Source organism: Streptomyces guryensis (assembly GCF_021261325.1).
Lineage (GTDB): Bacteria > Actinomycetota > Actinomycetes > Streptomycetales > Streptomycetaceae > Streptomyces > Streptomyces guryensis.
Genome location: NZ_JAJSBI010000013.1, coordinates 214,717 through 230,713, shown reverse-complemented (window position 1 = coordinate 230,713; position 15,997 = coordinate 214,717). Strand labels below are relative to the sequence as shown.

At 67.7% G+C, this 15,997-nt stretch carries 16 protein-coding genes; 9 read left to right on the top strand and 7 right to left on the bottom strand.

Annotated features, from left to right (window positions below):
• The first annotated feature begins 14 nt into the window (after positions 1 to 14).
• Positions 15 to 953, top strand: coding sequence for an NADP-dependent oxidoreductase (locus LJ657_RS25985; protein WP_232651158.1), 939 nt, complete (start codon positions 15 to 17; stop codon positions 951 to 953).
• 408 nt (positions 954 to 1,361) lie between these two features.
• Positions 1,362 to 2,435 (top strand): hypothetical protein, encoded by a 1,074-nt coding sequence (locus LJ657_RS25980; RefSeq protein ID WP_232651157.1) that lies wholly within the window; start codon positions 1,362 to 1,364, stop codon positions 2,433 to 2,435.
• A gap of 64 nt (positions 2,436 to 2,499) precedes the next feature.
• Here LJ657_RS25980 and thiC read toward each other — a convergent pair whose 3' ends face one another.
• On the bottom strand, positions 2,500 to 4,320 hold the full coding sequence (thiC, locus tag LJ657_RS25975; RefSeq protein ID WP_232651156.1) for a phosphomethylpyrimidine synthase ThiC: 1,821 nt from the start codon (positions 4,318 to 4,320) through the stop codon (positions 2,500 to 2,502).
• Between the two features lie 253 nt (positions 4,321 to 4,573).
• Here thiC and LJ657_RS25970 point away from each other — a divergent pair, with 253 nt between their 5' ends.
• The gene (locus tag LJ657_RS25970) at positions 4,574 to 6,046 is read left to right on the top strand and encodes a YibE/F family protein (RefSeq protein ID WP_232651155.1); all 1,473 of its coding nucleotides are present in this window, start codon (positions 4,574 to 4,576) and stop codon (positions 6,044 to 6,046) included.
• A 135-nt stretch (positions 6,047 to 6,181) separates the two neighbouring features.
• Here the strand turns inward: LJ657_RS25970 and LJ657_RS25965 are convergent, their stop codons facing one another.
• The 4 genes from LJ657_RS25965 to LJ657_RS25950 all read right to left on the bottom strand — a co-directional run bounded on the left by LJ657_RS25965 (position 6,182) and on the right by LJ657_RS25950 (position 8,531).
• Positions 6,182 to 6,619, bottom strand: a complete 438-nt coding sequence (locus LJ657_RS25965) for an SsgA family sporulation/cell division regulator (RefSeq protein WP_232651154.1) — start codon at positions 6,617 to 6,619, stop codon at positions 6,182 to 6,184.
• A gap of 98 nt (positions 6,620 to 6,717) precedes the next feature.
• Entirely contained in the window at positions 6,718 to 7,518 is an 801-nt protein-coding gene (locus LJ657_RS25960) for an IclR family transcriptional regulator (RefSeq protein ID WP_269786952.1), read from the bottom strand.
• Positions 7,519 to 7,851: 333 nt separating this feature from the next.
• Positions 7,852 to 8,064 (bottom strand): DUF5326 family protein, encoded by a 213-nt coding sequence (locus LJ657_RS25955; protein WP_232651152.1) that lies wholly within the window; start codon positions 8,062 to 8,064, stop codon positions 7,852 to 7,854.
• Positions 8,065 to 8,213: 149 nt separating this feature from the next.
• A complete protein-coding gene (locus LJ657_RS25950; RefSeq protein ID WP_232651151.1) occupies positions 8,214 to 8,531 on the bottom strand; it encodes a cupin domain-containing protein in 318 nt (105 codons plus the stop codon).
• Between the two features lie 59 nt (positions 8,532 to 8,590).
• On the opposite strand from LJ657_RS25950, the gene LJ657_RS25945 reads away from it, so the two are divergent.
• The 5 genes from LJ657_RS25945 (at position 8,591) to LJ657_RS25925 (ending at position 12,333) form a co-directional block, all read left to right on the top strand.
• Positions 8,591 to 8,968, top strand: coding sequence for a phage holin family protein (locus LJ657_RS25945; protein WP_232651150.1), 378 nt, complete (start codon positions 8,591 to 8,593; stop codon positions 8,966 to 8,968).
• Positions 8,969 to 8,975: 7 nt separating this feature from the next.
• Positions 8,976 to 9,467: a low molecular weight protein-tyrosine-phosphatase gene (locus LJ657_RS25940; protein ID WP_232651149.1), complete on the top strand. Its 492-nt coding sequence runs from the start codon at positions 8,976 to 8,978 to the stop codon at positions 9,465 to 9,467.
• Positions 9,464 to 10,615, top strand: coding sequence for a cystathionine gamma-lyase (locus LJ657_RS25935; RefSeq protein ID WP_232651148.1), 1,152 nt, complete (start codon positions 9,464 to 9,466; stop codon positions 10,613 to 10,615). The genes LJ657_RS25940 and LJ657_RS25935 overlap by 4 nt, the downstream gene beginning before the upstream one ends.
• A gap of 241 nt (positions 10,616 to 10,856) precedes the next feature.
• The gene (locus tag LJ657_RS25930) at positions 10,857 to 11,762 is read left to right on the top strand and encodes a LysR family transcriptional regulator (RefSeq protein ID WP_232651147.1); all 906 of its coding nucleotides are present in this window, start codon (positions 10,857 to 10,859) and stop codon (positions 11,760 to 11,762) included.
• Positions 11,763 to 11,850: 88 nt separating this feature from the next.
• Complete coding sequence (locus LJ657_RS25925) at positions 11,851 to 12,333, top strand: NUDIX domain-containing protein (RefSeq protein WP_232651146.1); 483 nt, start codon at positions 11,851 to 11,853, stop codon at positions 12,331 to 12,333.
• Between the two features lie 15 nt (positions 12,334 to 12,348).
• On the opposite strand, the gene LJ657_RS25920 is transcribed toward LJ657_RS25925, so the two are convergent.
• Both LJ657_RS25920 and LJ657_RS25915 read right to left on the bottom strand, forming a co-directional pair.
• Entirely contained in the window at positions 12,349 to 13,884 is a 1,536-nt protein-coding gene (locus LJ657_RS25920) for a globin domain-containing protein (RefSeq protein WP_232651145.1), read from the bottom strand.
• A 389-nt stretch (positions 13,885 to 14,273) separates the two neighbouring features.
• A complete protein-coding gene (locus LJ657_RS25915; protein ID WP_232651144.1) occupies positions 14,274 to 14,906 on the bottom strand; it encodes an HAD family hydrolase in 633 nt (210 codons plus the stop codon).
• 198 nt (positions 14,907 to 15,104) lie between these two features.
• Between LJ657_RS25915 and LJ657_RS25910 the strand changes: the two genes are divergently transcribed.
• Positions 15,105 to 15,971 (top strand): GNAT family N-acetyltransferase, encoded by an 867-nt coding sequence (locus tag LJ657_RS25910; RefSeq protein WP_232651143.1) that lies wholly within the window; start codon positions 15,105 to 15,107, stop codon positions 15,969 to 15,971.
• The last annotated feature ends 26 nt before the right edge of the window (positions 15,972 to 15,997 follow it).

The window sequence follows — 15,997 nt, the reverse complement described above, 5'->3', positions numbered from 1 at the left end:
ACGAGGAGTTCCTGATGTCCGCCCGCATGCATGCCATCGTCCAATCCGCGTTCGGCGGTCCTGAGGTGCTGAACTACACCGAGACCGATGTGCCGGAACCCGGGCCCGGGGAGGTGCTGCTGCGGGTCGCCGGTGCCGGAGTCAACCCGGGCGACGCGGTTCTCCGGTCTGGCCGCATGCCGGAGCTGGTCACCCTGCCGTGGACGCCGGGCAACGACGTGGCCGGCGTCGTCGAGCGGGTCGGCGAGGGCGTGACACGGTTCGCGCCGGGCGACGAGGTGTACGGCATGCTGGCGGTCACCCGCCGCGGGGCGTACGCCGAATTCACTGCCGCGCCGGCCGACGCGCTGGCCTTCGCGCCCAAGAACCTCGACCTGGTCCACGCGGGGACTGTGCCTCTGGTCGCGTTCACCGCTTGGCAGGCGCTGGCCGTGCTGGCGCGGGTCCGGCCCGGCGACCGGGTACTGATCCACGCTGCGGCGGGCGGTGTCGGCCATGTTGCCGTTCAGTTGGCCAAGGAGTTGGGGGCGCACGTCATCGGTACAGCGCAGGCGGCCAACCATGACCTTGTGCGCGAACTGGGGGCCGACGAACTGATCGACTACACCACCACTGACTTCCGGACCGTGGTGGCTCCGGTGGACGTGGTTCTGGACTTGGTCGGCGGTTCCTATGGGCCGCGCTCCCTCAATGTGCTCCGGCCGGGCGGTCTGCTCATCGGGGCGTCGATCGACCCGGGGACGGACGAGCAGCAGGCCGCCACCCGTGGCTTGCGCTATGCGTGGGTCACGGCCGAACCCTCCGGGAAGTTGCTGGAGCGGGTCACCGAACGCATCGAGGCAGGTCGGCTGCGGGTTATGGTCCAAGACACCTACCCACTGGCCGAAGCCGCCGAGGCTCACCGCACGATCGAGACCAAGCGGACCACCGGAAAGATCGTCCTCGTGCCGTGACCGACTCCACTCACTCGGGCTCCTCGGCCTGCTCCACCTCGTGATCCCCGACCCCGATGGTGGTGACCAAGCGGGGTCCGCGCTTCCCGTGATGCGCTCACGTCGGCTCGGAAACGCGGACCGCTTGCACCTGGACCTCAGTCAGCGATCGGCAGATACACCCGGTTCCCCGCCTCGGCGAACTCCTTCGACTTCTGGAGCATCCCCTCAGCGACCTCATCAGGCGACGCCCCCTCAGCCGCCGCACCACCGAACCGCTCTGTGATGCTTTGGCTAATCTTCATCGAGGGCTACATCACGCCGGAGTCAGCCTATTGCGCAAGCAGGTGCCGGGGTGCTTGTCAGCCATCCATCGCAGACCCGCTAGTGTTCCCGGACTTCTAGGTAGCGAGACACAAGGAATGCACTGTGCGCGTCTTCGCCCAGCCCGTGGCCTCTGTCAACTTCCGGCACGGAGGGCTGCTGATCACTGGCCTTGCCTTGGAGGAACGAGGCGACCACAGGTTCGCACTTATACGCAACGAGGGCATGTTGGCGGTCCACGACCTGGAGGACCTCTTCAACGGAGTTGCGGCGCCGCAGATCAGCTTTCGCTCCCCCTGGTCGAGTTGGCGGCGCGGCGTGAACTCAGTGAGTCCTGATCTGAGCTTCGCTGTGTTCAGCGGCCAGCGCGCGATCTGTGCCGTGGAGCCGGATGGGGGTATCCGCTGGGAGTACGGACATGAGTGCTGGGGACATCGGGAGCACGATCACACAATCGCCGACCACGTCTGTGGCGGTCTGGAATCCGGATCGGTCCGGGTCTCGGATGACGGGACTCTCGTCTGGGGACACGTCCGTGGCTCCGAGCACGAGGAGTGGTTGGTACTCGATGCCATCACCGGCAGCGTTGTGGCCCGGACTCCTCTGGACAGCGCGGCAGCCGGCTCCGTACACATCGCCCACCCGGACGGGAAGCACGTGGGACTGAGCATCGGCTTGGGTCAGGACGGGTCGATGCTCTACTGGGCGCGATGGGAGAAAGGCGCCCTGCACAGCTGGGACATGAACGACGACGACCGCATCCTCGTCGATGTCCACCCATCGGGCACCAGGTTCCTGACCCTGGACCACAACTGCGGGGACCTCTCTGTCCACGCATTCCCTTCGGGAGCCGCAATGGCAACCGTCGACGATTCCACTATCCCCCCGCTCCAGCCCGAAGACGGAGACGAGGACTACGAGAACGAAGACCCCGCGTACTGGGACTATTACTGCGGGCACATCGACTCAACGGCGGTCATAGCCTCGACCACCGAGGCCGACGAGGAGCACGGTGAAGGCCGTCACTGGCTGCTTGACTCCGCCACGTTGGAGGTGCTGGGGCAAGTCGGCTATCCGTGTCCCATAGAAGGACCGGCCCGGCCACTTGGTGACGGAACCTGGCTCACCCACAACGCGGATTCCGGACAACTGACCCGCTGGGCCGTCTCCGCTCAGTAGCAGGTCCGAGGCGTTGCGCCGGAATGCCGTTCCCCACTCCGGCGCAACGCATCAGCAGCCGCTGTCAGTCCGCCAGCGGGAGGTAGACCCGGTTGCCCGAGGCCGCGAACTCCTTGGACTTCTGGAGCATGCCTTCCGCGACCTCCTCGGGTGACGCCCCTTCAGTCGCCGCACCACCGAACCGCTCTGTGATGCTTTGGCTAATCTTCATCGAGCAGAACTTCGGCCCGCACATCGAGCAGAAGTGGGCGGTCTTGGCCGGCTCCGCCGGGAGGGTCTCGTCGTGGAACTCCCGCGCCGTGTCCGGGTCCAGGGCGAGGTTGAACTGGTCCTCCCACCGGAACTCGAAGCGGGCGTCGGACAGCGCGTCGTCCCATTCCTGCGCACCGGGGTGCCCCTTGGCGAGGTCGGCTGCATGGGCGGCGATCTTGTAGGTGATGACGCCGGTCTTGACGTCGTCCCGGTTGGGCAGGCCCAGGTGTTCCTTGGGCGTGACGTAGCAGAGCATGGCCGTGCCCCACCAGGCGATCATTGCGGCACCGATGCCGGAGGTGATGTGGTCGTACGCCGGCGCGACGTCCGTCGTCAGCGGGCCGAGCGTATAGAACGGAGCTTCATCACAGATCTCCTGCTGAAGGTCGATGTTCTCCTTGATCTTGTGCATCGGGACATGTCCCGGGCCCTCGATCATGGTCTGTACGTTGAAACGCTTGGCGATCCGGTTGAGTTCCCCGAGCGTGCGCAACTCCGCGAACTGCGCCTCGTCGTTGGCGTCCGCGATCGACCCCGGTCGCAGACCGTCGCCCAGCGAGTACGTGACGTCGTAGGCGGCGAGGATCTCGCAGAGTTCCTCGAAGTTCTCGTACAGGAACGACTCCTTGTGGTGCGCGAGGCACCAGGCCGCCATGATCGAGCCGCCGCGCGAGACGATGCCGGTCTTCCGGTTCGCGGTGAGCGGGACGTACGGCAGACGGACGCCCGCGTGGACCGTCATGTAGTCCACACCCTGCTCGGCCTGCTCGATCACGGTGTCCTTGTAGATCTCCCAGGTGAGCTCCTCGGCGCGGCCGTCCACCTTCTCCAGGGCCTGATAGAGCGGCACCGTGCCGATGGGGACGGGGGAGTTGCGCAGCACCCATTCACGCGTGGTGTGGATGTTGCGGCCGGTGGACAGGTCCATGACCGTGTCGGCGCCCCAGCGGGTCGCCCAGGTCATCTTCTCGACCTCCTCCTCGATGGAGGACGTCACGGCGGAGTTGCCGATGTTGGCGTTGACCTTCACCAGGAACCGCTTGCCGATGATCATCGGCTCGATCTCCGGGTGATTGACGTTGGCCGGCAGTACCGCGCGGCCCGCCTCGATCTCCTCCCGGACCACCTCGGGCGAAACGTTCTCCCGGATGGCCACGTACTCCATCTCCGGCGTGATCTCTCCGCGGCGGGCATACCCGAGCTGCGTGACCGCCTTGCCGTCGCGACTGCGGCGCGGCTGACGCGGCCGGCCCGGGAAGACCGCGTCGAGGTTACGCAGACCGCCTCGTGGAGAGGTGTGCTTGATCCCGTCGTCCTCGGGACGGGCGGGACGGCCCGCGTACTCCTCGGTGTCACCGCGAGCGATGATCCAGTTCTCGCGCAGCGGGGCGAGCCCCCTGCGCACATCGGTATCGATGAGCGGATCGGTGTACGGGCCCGACGTGTCGTACAGCGTGACCGACTGCCCGTTGGTGAGGTGCACCTGACGGACCGGCACCCGCAGATCGGGGCGTGAGCCCTCGACATACGCCTTGTGCCAGCCGATGGACTTCCCGGCCTCCTGGGACTGTTCGCCCTGAATGGGCTGTTCGTCCTGGCTGGAGGCAGGCGTGCGTGCGTCCTTGTTGGTCATGAGACCTACTCCCTACGCCGGCATTACCCGGTAACAGGTTCGGCGGTCGACGCAGCGGCTTCCGTCTGTTGACGTTTCGTGGGGAACATCACTCGAATTCGGTGATGTTCCACGTGAAACATCGCTGGGACGGAGGTCAGCGCCCTCTCAGCCCGGTGCTCCGAGCTCCCGCGTGTGCAAAGGTGCCTCCACGCTAGCGTCAATTCGGGCGCGCTGAACAGAGGGCCCCCGTCGTTGTTGCGATGATCGGGCGGTGACCACGACAGATCAGCCCCCGTACCCGTCTTCGGAGCCGCCCCGCGGACACGGTTCCGGAGACGGCAGCGGCCATGGTTCGGGTGCCGGCCACAGCCACGGGTCGGGGGCCGGAGCCGGGCACGGTCACGACCCCAGTAGCGGGCACAGGCCGGGACACAGCCATGGTTCCGGAGGCGGGCATGGTCACTCGCACAGCCACGGTCCAGCGGCCCCCGTCTCCAAGCACCTGCGCAAGGTCATCGCCGCCATCCTCATCCCGTTCACCGCGGCCGTGGCAGTCGGGCTCGTGGTGCTGTGGCCCGGCGGCGCCCCGGCGCACGAGCGCACCGGCGTGGGTTTCGACCGGCAGACCCAGCAGGCGACCGTCACCAAGGTCGTGAGTGTGAGCTGCAAGTCGGTGAACGCCTCGGGCGAGACCCCGACAGGGAACACCTCCACCGCCGAGGGCTCCTCCGCCCAACAGCAGGCGAGCGGCACCTGCAAGAAGGCGACGATCCGCGTCGACACCGGCAAGGACAAGGGCCGTACGTTCACCGAGATCGTGCAGCCGGACCAGCCGCGGCAACTGAACGAGGGCGAGAAGGTCGTGGCCGCCTACGAGCCCTCCGCGCCGAAGGACCTGCAGTACTCGGTCACCGATGTGAACCGCAGGTTCCCCATGGCGCTGCTGGCCGGCATCTTCGCACTCGCCGTCGTTGTGGTGGGCCGGATGCGCGGCCTGATGGCCCTGATCGCGCTGGCCGTCAGCTTCATGGTGCTGACCTTCTTCATCCTCCCTGCGATCCTGCAGGGTTCGAATCCCCTGCTCGTGGCCGTGATCGGGGCGAGCGCCATCATGCTGATCGCGCTCTACATGTGCCACGGTCTGTCGGCCCGTACATCCGTGGCGGTGCTGGGCACGCTGCTCTCACTCGTACTGATCGGCCTACTCGGCTCCGAGTTCATCAGCTGGGCCGCACTGACCGGCAACACGGACGACAACACCGGTCTGATCCATGGCCTGTATCCGTCGATCGACATGAGCGGCCTGCTGCTCGCGGGCGTCATCATCGGTTCGCTCGGTGTCCTCGACGATGTGACGGTCACCCAGACGTCGGCAGTGTGGGAGCTGCACGAGGCGAATCCGTCGATGGGCTGGCGGGGGCTGTACCGGGCGGGCATCCGCATCGGCCGCGACCACATCGCATCCGTCGTCAACACTCTCGTCCTCGCCTATGCGGGCGCCGCGCTGCCGTTGTTGCTGCTCTTCTCCATCGCGCAGAGCGGTGTGGGGACGGTTGCCAACAGCGAACTGGTGGCGGAGGAGGTCGTACGCACACTGGTGGGCTCGATCGGCCTGGTCGCCTCGGTGCCGGTCACGACGCTGCTCGCGGCACTGGTGGTCGCGGCCGACCGTCCGGGTCCGGCGACGGTCGGTGGAACACCTGTTCCGGCGCGAACGAGGCGGGGCCGACGGCGCAAGCGGTGAGGCGAGGGCCACTCCGCAGAAGTGAACAGACGGTTCGGGCAGTTCAGACACCAGCCGAACCTGCCCATGGAGAAGCGTTACTGCGCCTTCCACAGCCCGCGCAGAAGCGTTCCGGCGACCCCGTGCCGTCCCGCCTCAGCCCGCGCTCTGCTCCTCCGCCAGGATGCGGTCCAGGGCCTCGTCGAGGTGGGCGTCGAAGTCTGCAAGGGAGCCCTCCTGCCCGAGCGGCACCAACTTGTCGGTTCGGTCGAGAAACGCGATGAGCGGCGCCGTGGACGCGCGGAACAGCGCCTGGTCACGGCCGACCTGCAGCCGGATCAGGACCTCGGCCAGGGAGTCCGGTTCGGCGGGTGAGACGCGCACATCCCCTTCCCCGCACGGCCGGCACACCCCGTCGATGAGCAGCTCACGACCGAACGCCCAGGTCACCGGCGCGTCGCCGGGCAGGTGGAAGGTCAGCCTCACGGCATAGGGATCACAGGTCTCGTAGCGCAGCTCCACCGGGATGCGGAAGGAAAGCTCCTCGGACACGAGAAAACTCATCATGACCTCTGCCTGTACGGACTCGCGCATCGCCTACCCCGTCATGTGAAGCCGACCGGCTGGGAGTGATCCCCTGACACTGGTGGAATCTTGCTGAACGTACACGACAGATCACAAGGAGTGAGTTTTCAGATACTGATAGAGAGCGCGAGTGACCCCATCAGCCGTCCGATTTCGCTCTGGAGTTGATGGGCCGCTGACATCAGCCGGTCGGTCTGATGAGAGGGGAGAGAAATGGCCATTGTTGCGGCCGTCGTACCCACAGTGATCGGAATCGCCGCGCATGCCGTCCCCAGCGCGTACTCCTGCCGCTCCGTCACCGGCTCCATCCGCCGCGTTCGTTCGAGCCGCCGGAGCAGAGTGTGGTTGTCACGCACGGTGTACGGCGTGATGGACTGCACGGGGTAACGGTCGAGGTGGTCGCGGCGGGCCTCGTCGTCCAGCTGGGAGAGCAGGCACTGACCGATCGCATGCGCGTGTGCGGTCTCACGGAAGTCCGCCCACTCCTCCACGGCCGGATTGCCCGGGGTGTCGGAGACGCACATGACCTCGATCTCGCCTTCGCGGTACACGGCGTAGTACACGGGAACGCCGATCGCGTCCCGCCAGCGTGCCAGTGCGTCGACGATCGTGCTGCGACGTTTCTGCTGGGCTCCGCTGCTGCTCAACCGCACAGCCGCGTCACCGAGGAAGAACAGGCCCTTGTCCCGGCGCAGATAGCCCTCGTGGACGAGCGTGCGCAGCAAGTGGTACGCCGTCGGGAGAGCCAGACCGGTCTCGCGGGCCAGCTGTTTGGCGGGAGCTCCGTGTTCGTGCCCGGCGACGCATTCCAGCAGGTGCATCGCGCGCTGGACGGATCCGATGAGGGTCGCGGACTGCGACGGCGCCGGAGTGGTTTCCGGGGGCGGCTGCGCCGGCGGCGCCGTCAGGCGTGACGGCGCAGGTCGTGCCGTGACGCGTTCCTGCGTCGAGGGGCCCGGCTGTTCGGGGGGCCTGATGCGGTGCCCCGGGACGGGGGTGGGGGGTACGTGGGGGTCCGTGGGTGCGGTGTCTACCGTGGCCAAGGGTCACTCCCGAAGCGCGAGGGGGCTGCCCGTGCCGTGGGGAACACGGGAGGGGTGTACGCCGCTCGCGGGGTCGCCCCCGCGTCGAATTCCGGACTCTAATGGTCAGATGCCGCCTTGAGGCGGCCCGCCCGGAAAACTTCCCTCGCGCGAGGGAACCGGTGATTCCTGTTACCGATCACCGGTGTCCCAGGGCCCTCACCAGTCGCTGCGCGACGAGGAGCTCGACGTGAACTTCCGCACGACGTAGATCAGTCCGCCGACCAGTGCCACGAAGACCAGCACCTTGAACAGCAGCCCGATGACGAAGCCGACGACGCTGGCTATCAGCCCGCCGAACACGACGAGCGCGATGACCGGCACCGCGATCCACTTCACCCACCACGGCAGTCCGCCGAAGATCTCACTCATTGCGCTCGTCCTTACCTCTCCGCCCGGCTGCAGTGCAGGGGCCCATTGATGTCCTGCACTCGATGCTAGGGCCGGCAGGGGCCCCGGCGGGGGCCTCGCACCCCTTGTCCTCCCCTGACTGATCCCCTAGGGAACCCCGAGACGTCACGTCAGCTTTCCGGCGGAGAGAACACCACGACCACCCGCAGGTCCTCGCTGATGTGGTGGAACTTGTGGGCGACACCGGCCGGCACGTACACCACACTGCCGCGCGCGACCTCGGTGGTCTCCAGACCGACGGTGATCGAGGCGCGGCCGCTCACGACGAAGTAGACCTCGTCCTGATTGTGTGGCTTCTGTGGATCATGTTCGCCGGCATTGAGCGCATACAGACCGACCGACATGTGCCGCTCACGCAGAAACTGCAGGTAGGCACCCTCGTTGGCGGCACGTTCCGCCTCCAGTTCGTCCAGCCGGAATGCCTTCATCGCCCTTGTCGCCCTCGTCCCACTGCTCGTGACCGATCTCGTCTGCCACGATCAGACACATGAAGAATTTCGTAGTCAAGACGATCGCCAACGCGGGTGCCCTGGCGGTCGCCGTATGGCTGCTCGACAAGATCACCCTGACCGGTGACAGCACGGGCAAGAAGGCAGGCACCCTGATCATCGTCGCGCTGATCTTCGGCGTGGTGAACTTCCTGGTCAAGCCGATCGTGAAGGTACTGACCTTCCCCCTGTTCATCCTGACGCTGGGCCTGATCACCCTGGTGGTCAACGCACTGATGCTGCTGCTCACCTCGTGGCTGGCCGACAAGCTCAACCTGAGTTTCCACGTCGAGGGCTTCTGGACTGCGGTCCTTGGCGGCCTGATCATCTCCATCGTGTCCTGGGCGCTCCACGTCGTCCTGCCCGACAACGACTGAGCACGCGATGAGCTATCGCGTCTGCTTCGTCTGCACCGGCAACATCTGCCGCTCCCCGATGGCGGAGTCCGTCTTCCGGGCCCGCACGGTGGAGGCGGGACTCGACGGCCTGGTCGAGGTCGACAGCGCCGGCACCGGCGGCTGGCACGAGGGCGACGGCGCCGACCCTCGCGCCGTCTCCGTCCTGGAGGAGAGCGGCTACGAGAGCAGCCACACGGCACGGCAGTTCCAGCCCTCGTGGTTCTCCCGCATCGACCTCGTCGTCGCCCTCGACGCCGGCCACCTCAAGGCCCTGCTCCGCCTCGCCCGCACCCCGGAGGAGGCGGCGAAGGTGCACCTACTTCGCTCCTACGACCCCGCAGCGGGCGACGACCTCGACGTACCGGACCCGTACTACGGGGGCATGGACGGCTTCAAGGAGTGCCTTGAGATGGTGGAGGCGGCGAGCGAGGGTCTGCTCGCCGCCGTACGCGAGCAAGTGGAGGTAGAGGCGGTATGAGCGATTCCGGTACGGGCCGGTCGGCGGGAAGTGGTGACGGCACCCGCGCGGTGCGGGCCGGGCTGCCCGAGCCGGTCAAGAACCAGCCGCACCTGCCCGGACCGGCGTTCGCCGCCCACTTCCACCTGCCGGGAGACGTCGACGGCCCGTACACCTACGGCCGCGACCAGAACCCGACCTGGAGCCTGCTGGAGCGGGCCATCGGCGAGCTGGAGGCACCGGGGCAGGAAGGCGTCGAGACGCTCACCTTCGCCTCCGGGATGGCCGCCATCTCGTCAGTGGTCTTCTCTCAACTGCACGCGGGGGACACAGTCGTTCTGCCCAGCGACGGCTACCAGGTGCTGCCCCTGGTGCGCGCACAGCTGGAGGCGTACGGCATCGAGGTGCGCACGGCGCCGACCGGCGGTGACGCCCAGCTCGACGTCCTCGACGGCGCGAAGCTGCTGTGGCTCGAGTCGCCCTCCAACCCCGGGCTCGACGTGTGCGACATCCGGCGGCTCGTCGAGGCGGCACACGCGGGTGGCACCCTCGTCGCCGTCGACAACACCCTTGCCACGCCTCTGGGGCAGCGTCCGCTGGAGCTCGGCGCGGACTTCGCCGTGGCCAGCGGCACCAAGCAGCTCACCGGGCACGGGGATGTCCTCCTCGGCTACGTCGTCGGCCGTGACGCCGAGGCCATGGCCGCCGTACGCCGCTGGCGCAAGATCGTCGGCGCGATTCCCGGGCCCATGGAGGCCTGGCTCGCGCACCGTTCGATCGCCACGCTCCAGTTGCGTGTCGACCGGCAGTGCGCGACGGCCCTCACCGTCGCCGAGGCGCTGCGGAAGCGGCCCGAGGTGGCCGGACTGCGCTACCCGGGGCTGCCCGACGACCCCTCGCACAAGATCGCCTCGCAGCAGATGCGCCGCTACGGGTGCGTGATCTCTTTCACGCTTCCCACGCGCGCACATGCCGACCGTTTTCTCGATGCCGCGCGGCTCGTGGACGACGCGACGAGCTTCGGCGGGGTGCGGTCGACGGCCGAGCGGCGCGGGCGCTGGGGCGGGGACGCCGTGCCGGAGGGCTTCATTCGCTTCTCGGTCGGTGCCGAGGACCCCGAGGACCTGGTGGCGGATGTGCTGCGCGCGCTGGACGCGTCGGCGGAATGACGGCTTCAGCGACGCTTTACGGTCACCGGGTCCATGCCCTGTGACGTGCAACGGACGGTCCGAGCCTCCCCCCTCGTGGCTCGGACCGTCCTCGGTTCCGCGCGCGAAGAACCGCGCGAACAAGGCTAGTTGACTCTGTGTCAGTGTCCAATCACAGTAGCGACAGAGACCTATCGACTTATTTATAGTTGGGCCCTGCCTGGGGGCCGGGAGAAGGGCAGGGAACTGGGGAGGAAGAACCATGGATCTGGCCTTGCTGCGCACTTTCGTGACCGTGCACCGGGCCGGCTCCTTCACCCGGGCCGCCGCCCTGCTGGGCCTGTCACAGCCGGCCGTGACCTCGCAGATCCGCACGCTGGAGCGGCAGCTGGGCCGCCCTCTGTTCCTGCGGCAGGCCCGCGGAGTGACCCCCACGAGCATCGGGGACGAACTCGCGCACAAGGCCGCTCCACATCTCGACGCTCTGGTGGAGATCACCGAGACCGGCCTCGACGACGAGTCCTCCTTACGGACCCTGCATCTCGCCGGTCCTCCTGAGTTCACCGCGGAAAGGGCACTGCCCGCCCTGACGGAGCTGACCGGCGAGGACGGCCAGGGCTTCGCACTACGCGCTTCCTTCGGGAACGCCGAGGAAACCCTGGAGGGGCTCGCCGCCGGGCATCACGATCTGGTCATCTGTACGGCCCGTCCACGTGGCGCCCTGCTCACGGCGACTCCGCTCTGCGACGAAGAGCACGTCCTGGTCGCCGCTCCCGGCCGGGCCGAGCAGACAGGCCCCGGGAGGCCACGCCGCAAGGGAGCGCCCGCACTGGAGGACGTCCCCGTGATCGAGGTGCACGAGTCGCTGCCCTTCGTCTCCCGCTACTGGGCCTCCGTCTTCGACTCCCGCCCTGCGGCGCCGGGCACCGTCATCGTTCCCGACCTGCGTGCGGTGCTGGCCTGCGCCGTGGCCGGCGCGGGGCTCGCGGTGCTGCCCCGCTATCTGTGCGGAGGCGCCCTGGAGCGCGGTGAGATCGTTGCCCTCAACGAACCCCCGGTACCTCCGCTGCGGACGTACTTCCTGGTGGTCCGTACCGGCACCCTCGCGATGCCGCACATCGCACGGGCTCACGAATGGCTGCTGCGAGCGGCGGCAGACTGGTGCTGACCAGCACGTTTCCGGCGGTCACAGGGCGGGCTCGACTGGTGACCCACCGCGATGTTTCACGTGGAACCAACCGGGCCACATTTCTCCCATGACCGTCCGACCCGTGGTCAAGCGCACCGCTCGTGCCGTTCTGCTGGACGGCGACAACCTGATCCTGATCAAGCGCACCAAGCCCGGTGTCGATCCCTACTGGGTGACTCCCGGTGGTGGGGTCGAGCCCGGGGACACGACCGTCGTCGACGCCCTGCACCGAGAGGTGCACGAGGAGCTCGGCGCCAAGATCACCGACGTGGTGCCCTGCTTCGTGGACACCGTGGAGCACATCGGTGAGGACGGCGGCGCGACCGGTGTGAAGGTGCAGCACTTCTTCGTCTGCCGGCTGGAGTCGATGGACACGTCCCTGCGGCACGGCCCCGAGGTGGACGAGCCCGCCGGCGAGTACGAGATCGTGCGGGTACCGTTCACCCGCGTGGGGATCGCCTCCGTGCATCTCGTACCGCTGTCCCTGCGGCACTACTTGGACGGGAACATCGAGGGCGTACGCGCCATGCACGCCCCTGACCTGGGCTGATACCCCGGCGCCGAATCAGTCTCCGGTGGTGACGAGCTCTTCCACCGAGTCGTGCCGTATTCGCTCCGACGGGATGCCGATGTTCCTCAGCGCGTCCACACCACTGCGGATCATTCCGGGCGGACCCGATAGATAGGCGTCGAACTCGTTCCACGGCCCGTATTCACGTATGGCGTCCGGGAGCTGGAGTTGGGCCTGCTGGTCGATGACCGCTCGGACCGAGAGCCACGGGTGGGACTGCTGGAGCCTGAGCATCGTGTCGATGTCGTAGAGGTCGTGGTCGGTGCGGGCACCGTAGAACACCTCGACAGGCCGCCGTTCGCCATGCTCGGCGACATCCTCGACCAGCGCCTTTATGGGCGCTATTCCGGTACCGCCGCCCAGGCACAGCAGCCCGCTGTCGGTGGTGTGGTCGACGGTCATCGAACCGGTCGGCGGCCCGAGTCTGATGATGTCGCCGGGGCGGGCGCGGTGAACCAGGGCGTTGGACACCCAGCCCGCGGGGACGGCCTTCACATGGAACGTCAGCAGACCGTCGGAGCGGGGTGCCGAGGCGAAGGAGTAGTGCCGCCAGATGCGCGGCCACCACGGCGTCTCCAGGCTCGTGTACTGCCCGGCGAGGAACGGGTAGGGCTGATCGGGGCGGACGGTGACGACCGCTACGTCCGGGGTCCTGAGCTCGTGCGCGACGATCTCGGCGTACCACCAGGCCGGGGAACGCAGTTCATCCGCGGCCGCTGCGTCGATCATGACCTGCGAGATCGTCGTGTACGCCCGCACCCAGGCCGCCTCCATCTCCGCGTCCCAGATACCGGCGGCGTACTTGCTCAGCGCGCCGATGAGGCACTCACCGACGGCCGGGTAGTGCTCGGCCCGGGTGCCGTACTTGCGGTGGCCACGGCCCAGGTTCTGCAGATACGCGACGAGGACGTCGGTGTTGTCGATGTGCTCGGCCGCGGTGAGCAACGCCCTGAGCAGCCGGTCGCGCTGAGTGTCCATCGCGGCCGGGAACAACGACCGCAGATCGGGGTGTCGGACGAAGAGCAGCGCGTAGAAGTACGAGGTGACCTTGTCGGCGATCGGCGCCACCTCGGTCATCGTCCGACGGATGAGGAGGGCATCGGGTGACGCGCTCTCGGCCCGGACCTGAGCGGACGGTTCGTGTGGCTGCGCTGCGGGAGCGGTGGAGCGCTGGGCGGGCACTAGCAGGTCAGCGGAGAGTGGCTGGGGGACAGAGGGGTCTGTTGCCTGGGGCCGTGCGGCTGAGGGCGGATGCGGGGGCGGTGAGGCGGAAGCAGCCGAAGCGGGTTGGACGGGCGGTGGCGACTGCCGAGCGTCCTGCGCGGTCTGGTCCCCGTCCGTGTCCGCCGAGGTCCTCCCCGTCGGACGCATCGCGGCGCGGCGGCTGCCTTCGGCGGCTTCGCGCTCGCTGTCCGGAGTCGTCGCGGGCTGCTGGCGCGGGGTGAACCAGCCGCCACCTCCGCCGCCGGAAGTGCCGTTGTCGGCCGACGCGGTGGTCGGAGCGTCCATGGTGTGCCTCGCCTCGAACATCTCTCGGTCGGTCCGCGCCCTTCCTCGGTCGGAAGGTGCCTTTTCCCCCGCAGACGGCTTGCTCCCCGTTTCATGCCGCGGCCAATGCGGCCACATTCAACCTGGATTCACGTTCTGTACGGACAAGTAAGGCGAGAGTGTGACATTAACCGCAGTGCTCTATCCGCAGCATCCCATCGGGCATGGACACCCCGGTCGCATAACCGCAAATGCGAGTCTTTGATCTCTCCGTCCCGTTAGGCTGCTTCGCCCTGTCCTCGGTCCGCACAGGATGCACACGCCTCGCGCCGCAGCGAACCGGAGTCGACCATACCGGCCCACGCTCCGATCACAAGTCCCCCCTTCCTCCACCACGAAGGGGAGAGCGGGCGAACCATCAACTCCTTCAATTACCGGGCGTCACGCACCAATTCATAGGCTTCCCACAGATCCCCGCCCATGTACGAGTGTGTCGCAAGACCGGATAGATGACCGTCCGCATTGACCGCTACCGAAATCGGCACCGCCCCGAACAGATCCCTGTCCGACAACGAGTCGCCATAGGCAACGCAGTCGGCCCGGGCCACGCCGAACTGCCCGCACAGCCGATCGGCGATCTCGACCTTGGCCGCGGCGCTGAGCACCCCAGCCGGATCAACCGGCTCGGTGAACGGCACCACGGGAAAACGGGACCCGAACGCCGCGTGCGCGCCCCACCCGATGAGCCGCTCCACGAAGAAGGAGGGCGAGAGCGATACGACGGCGCAGTAGTCGCCCACCTGCCGAATCTCCTCCCAGACCTCACGAATGCGCTCCAGCCACGGGGCGCCTTCGAACGCGGCCGACACGTGTGCCTGGGTGAGTTCCGCCCAGAGCGCGTACACCTGCGCCGCATACTCCGGCGGGCCAATGAGTCCCTCGGAGATCGCCTGATCGAGCGCTGCCGTCTCGGCTTCCAGCCCAAGCTGCCGCGAGATCTCCACGGGCGCCGACGTGCCCTGTAGCAGCGTGCCGTCGAGATCGAAAAGATGAAGTCTTGGCATGGGGCTCGAGGGTAATGGGGCCTATGGCTGCCCCCCTTGAGTGACCCCCGATTGCTACTCGCTGCTCGCCCGTGTTTCACGTGAAACACCCAACTGATGCCGGCCCCCGGTGCACTTGCCCACGACATGGCCAAAAGCTCCTGCTTCTCACCGGAAACAGGTGGACGGCGGGGGTAGCCGTCGGCCAGCCTGACCTGCGTGCCGACTCCTTCTCTCCCCCCTCTTGCCGTCCGCCGTCTGACGCTTCGCGACCTCACCGCCTGCGCCGACTTGTCCGAAGACCGGGGGTGGCCGCGCGAGGAGCACAAGTGGGGCCTCCTCCTTACCGCCGGGAAGGGATACGGCATCGACGACCCCGGCGGCGGCCTCGTCAGCGCCTGTGTCGTCACCGAGTACGGGCCGCAGGAACACCCCGCTCTCGGGGCCATCGGCATGGTGCTGGTCGCCGAACGGCATGCCCGCCGAGGCATCGGACGCCACCTGATGCGGCACATCGTCTCGGCTATGGGCACCACCCCGCTGACACTGCATGCGACCCCGTACGGTCGCCCGCTCTACGAAGAACTCGGCTTCAAGGTCACCGGCAGGGCCGAGATGATGCGCGGGCATTTCACGCCCGGCGGGTCGGAGCCCGAGGTGGTCACACGCGCGGCCACAGCCGAGGACCTCCCGGCGATCCTGGGGCTCGACGAGGAGGTGTTCGGCGCCGACCGCACGCCCCTCATCACACGGCTGCCTGCCTTCGCCGACCAGCTACGCGTCGCCGAGGAGGACGGCAGACTCATCGGGTACGCGGCCGCCTGGCCCAACATGGAGACCCATGTCGTGGGCCCGCTGATTGCCAGGGACACGGAAACGGCAAAGGCGCTCATCTCCTCTCTCGCCGCCCACACCGACCGCCCCCTGCGCACCGACATCGACGTACGGCACGAAGAGCTGCTGGCGTGGGCGAAGCAGCGGGGGCTCGCGTCCATCGCGTTCAACGCGGTCATGACGTACGGGATCCCGGAACCACCCGGCGACTGGACCAGGCGATTCGCTCCGTTGACCGTGGCTGCGGGCTGAGCACTGCCCCCTGGGGGCAGGGGTGC

Bases quoted from the DNA above. Each gene is read 5' to 3' on its own strand.
- LJ657_RS25930 (WP_232651147.1), top strand. From the start codon at position 10,857: ATGGATCTGGCCTTGCTGCGCACTTTCGTGACCGTGCACCGGGCCGGC.
- LJ657_RS25940 (WP_232651149.1), top strand. From the start codon at position 8,976: ATGAGCTATCGCGTCTGCTTCGTCTGCACCGGCAACATCTGCCGCTCC.
- LJ657_RS25985 (WP_232651158.1), top strand. From the start codon at position 15: ATGTCCGCCCGCATGCATGCCATCGTCCAATCCGCGTTCGGCGGTCCT.
- LJ657_RS25920 (WP_232651145.1), bottom strand. From the start codon at position 13,884: ATGTTCGAGGCGAGGCACACCATGGACGCTCCGACCACCGCGTCGGCC.
- LJ657_RS25915 (WP_232651144.1), bottom strand. From the start codon at position 14,906: ATGCCAAGACTTCATCTTTTCGATCTCGACGGCACGCTGCTACAGGGC.
- LJ657_RS25945 (WP_232651150.1), top strand. From the start codon at position 8,591: ATGAAGAATTTCGTAGTCAAGACGATCGCCAACGCGGGTGCCCTGGCG.
- LJ657_RS25935 (WP_232651148.1), top strand. From the start codon at position 9,464: ATGAGCGATTCCGGTACGGGCCGGTCGGCGGGAAGTGGTGACGGCACC.
- LJ657_RS25965 (WP_232651154.1), bottom strand. From the start codon at position 6,619: ATGCGCGAGTCCGTACAGGCAGAGGTCATGATGAGTTTTCTCGTGTCC.
- thiC (WP_232651156.1), bottom strand. From the start codon at position 4,320: ATGACCAACAAGGACGCACGCACGCCTGCCTCCAGCCAGGACGAACAG.
- LJ657_RS25950 (WP_232651151.1), bottom strand. From the start codon at position 8,531: ATGAAGGCATTCCGGCTGGACGAACTGGAGGCGGAACGTGCCGCCAAC.
- LJ657_RS25925 (WP_232651146.1), top strand. From the start codon at position 11,851: ATGACCGTCCGACCCGTGGTCAAGCGCACCGCTCGTGCCGTTCTGCTG.
- LJ657_RS25955 (WP_232651152.1), bottom strand. From the start codon at position 8,064: ATGAGTGAGATCTTCGGCGGACTGCCGTGGTGGGTGAAGTGGATCGCG.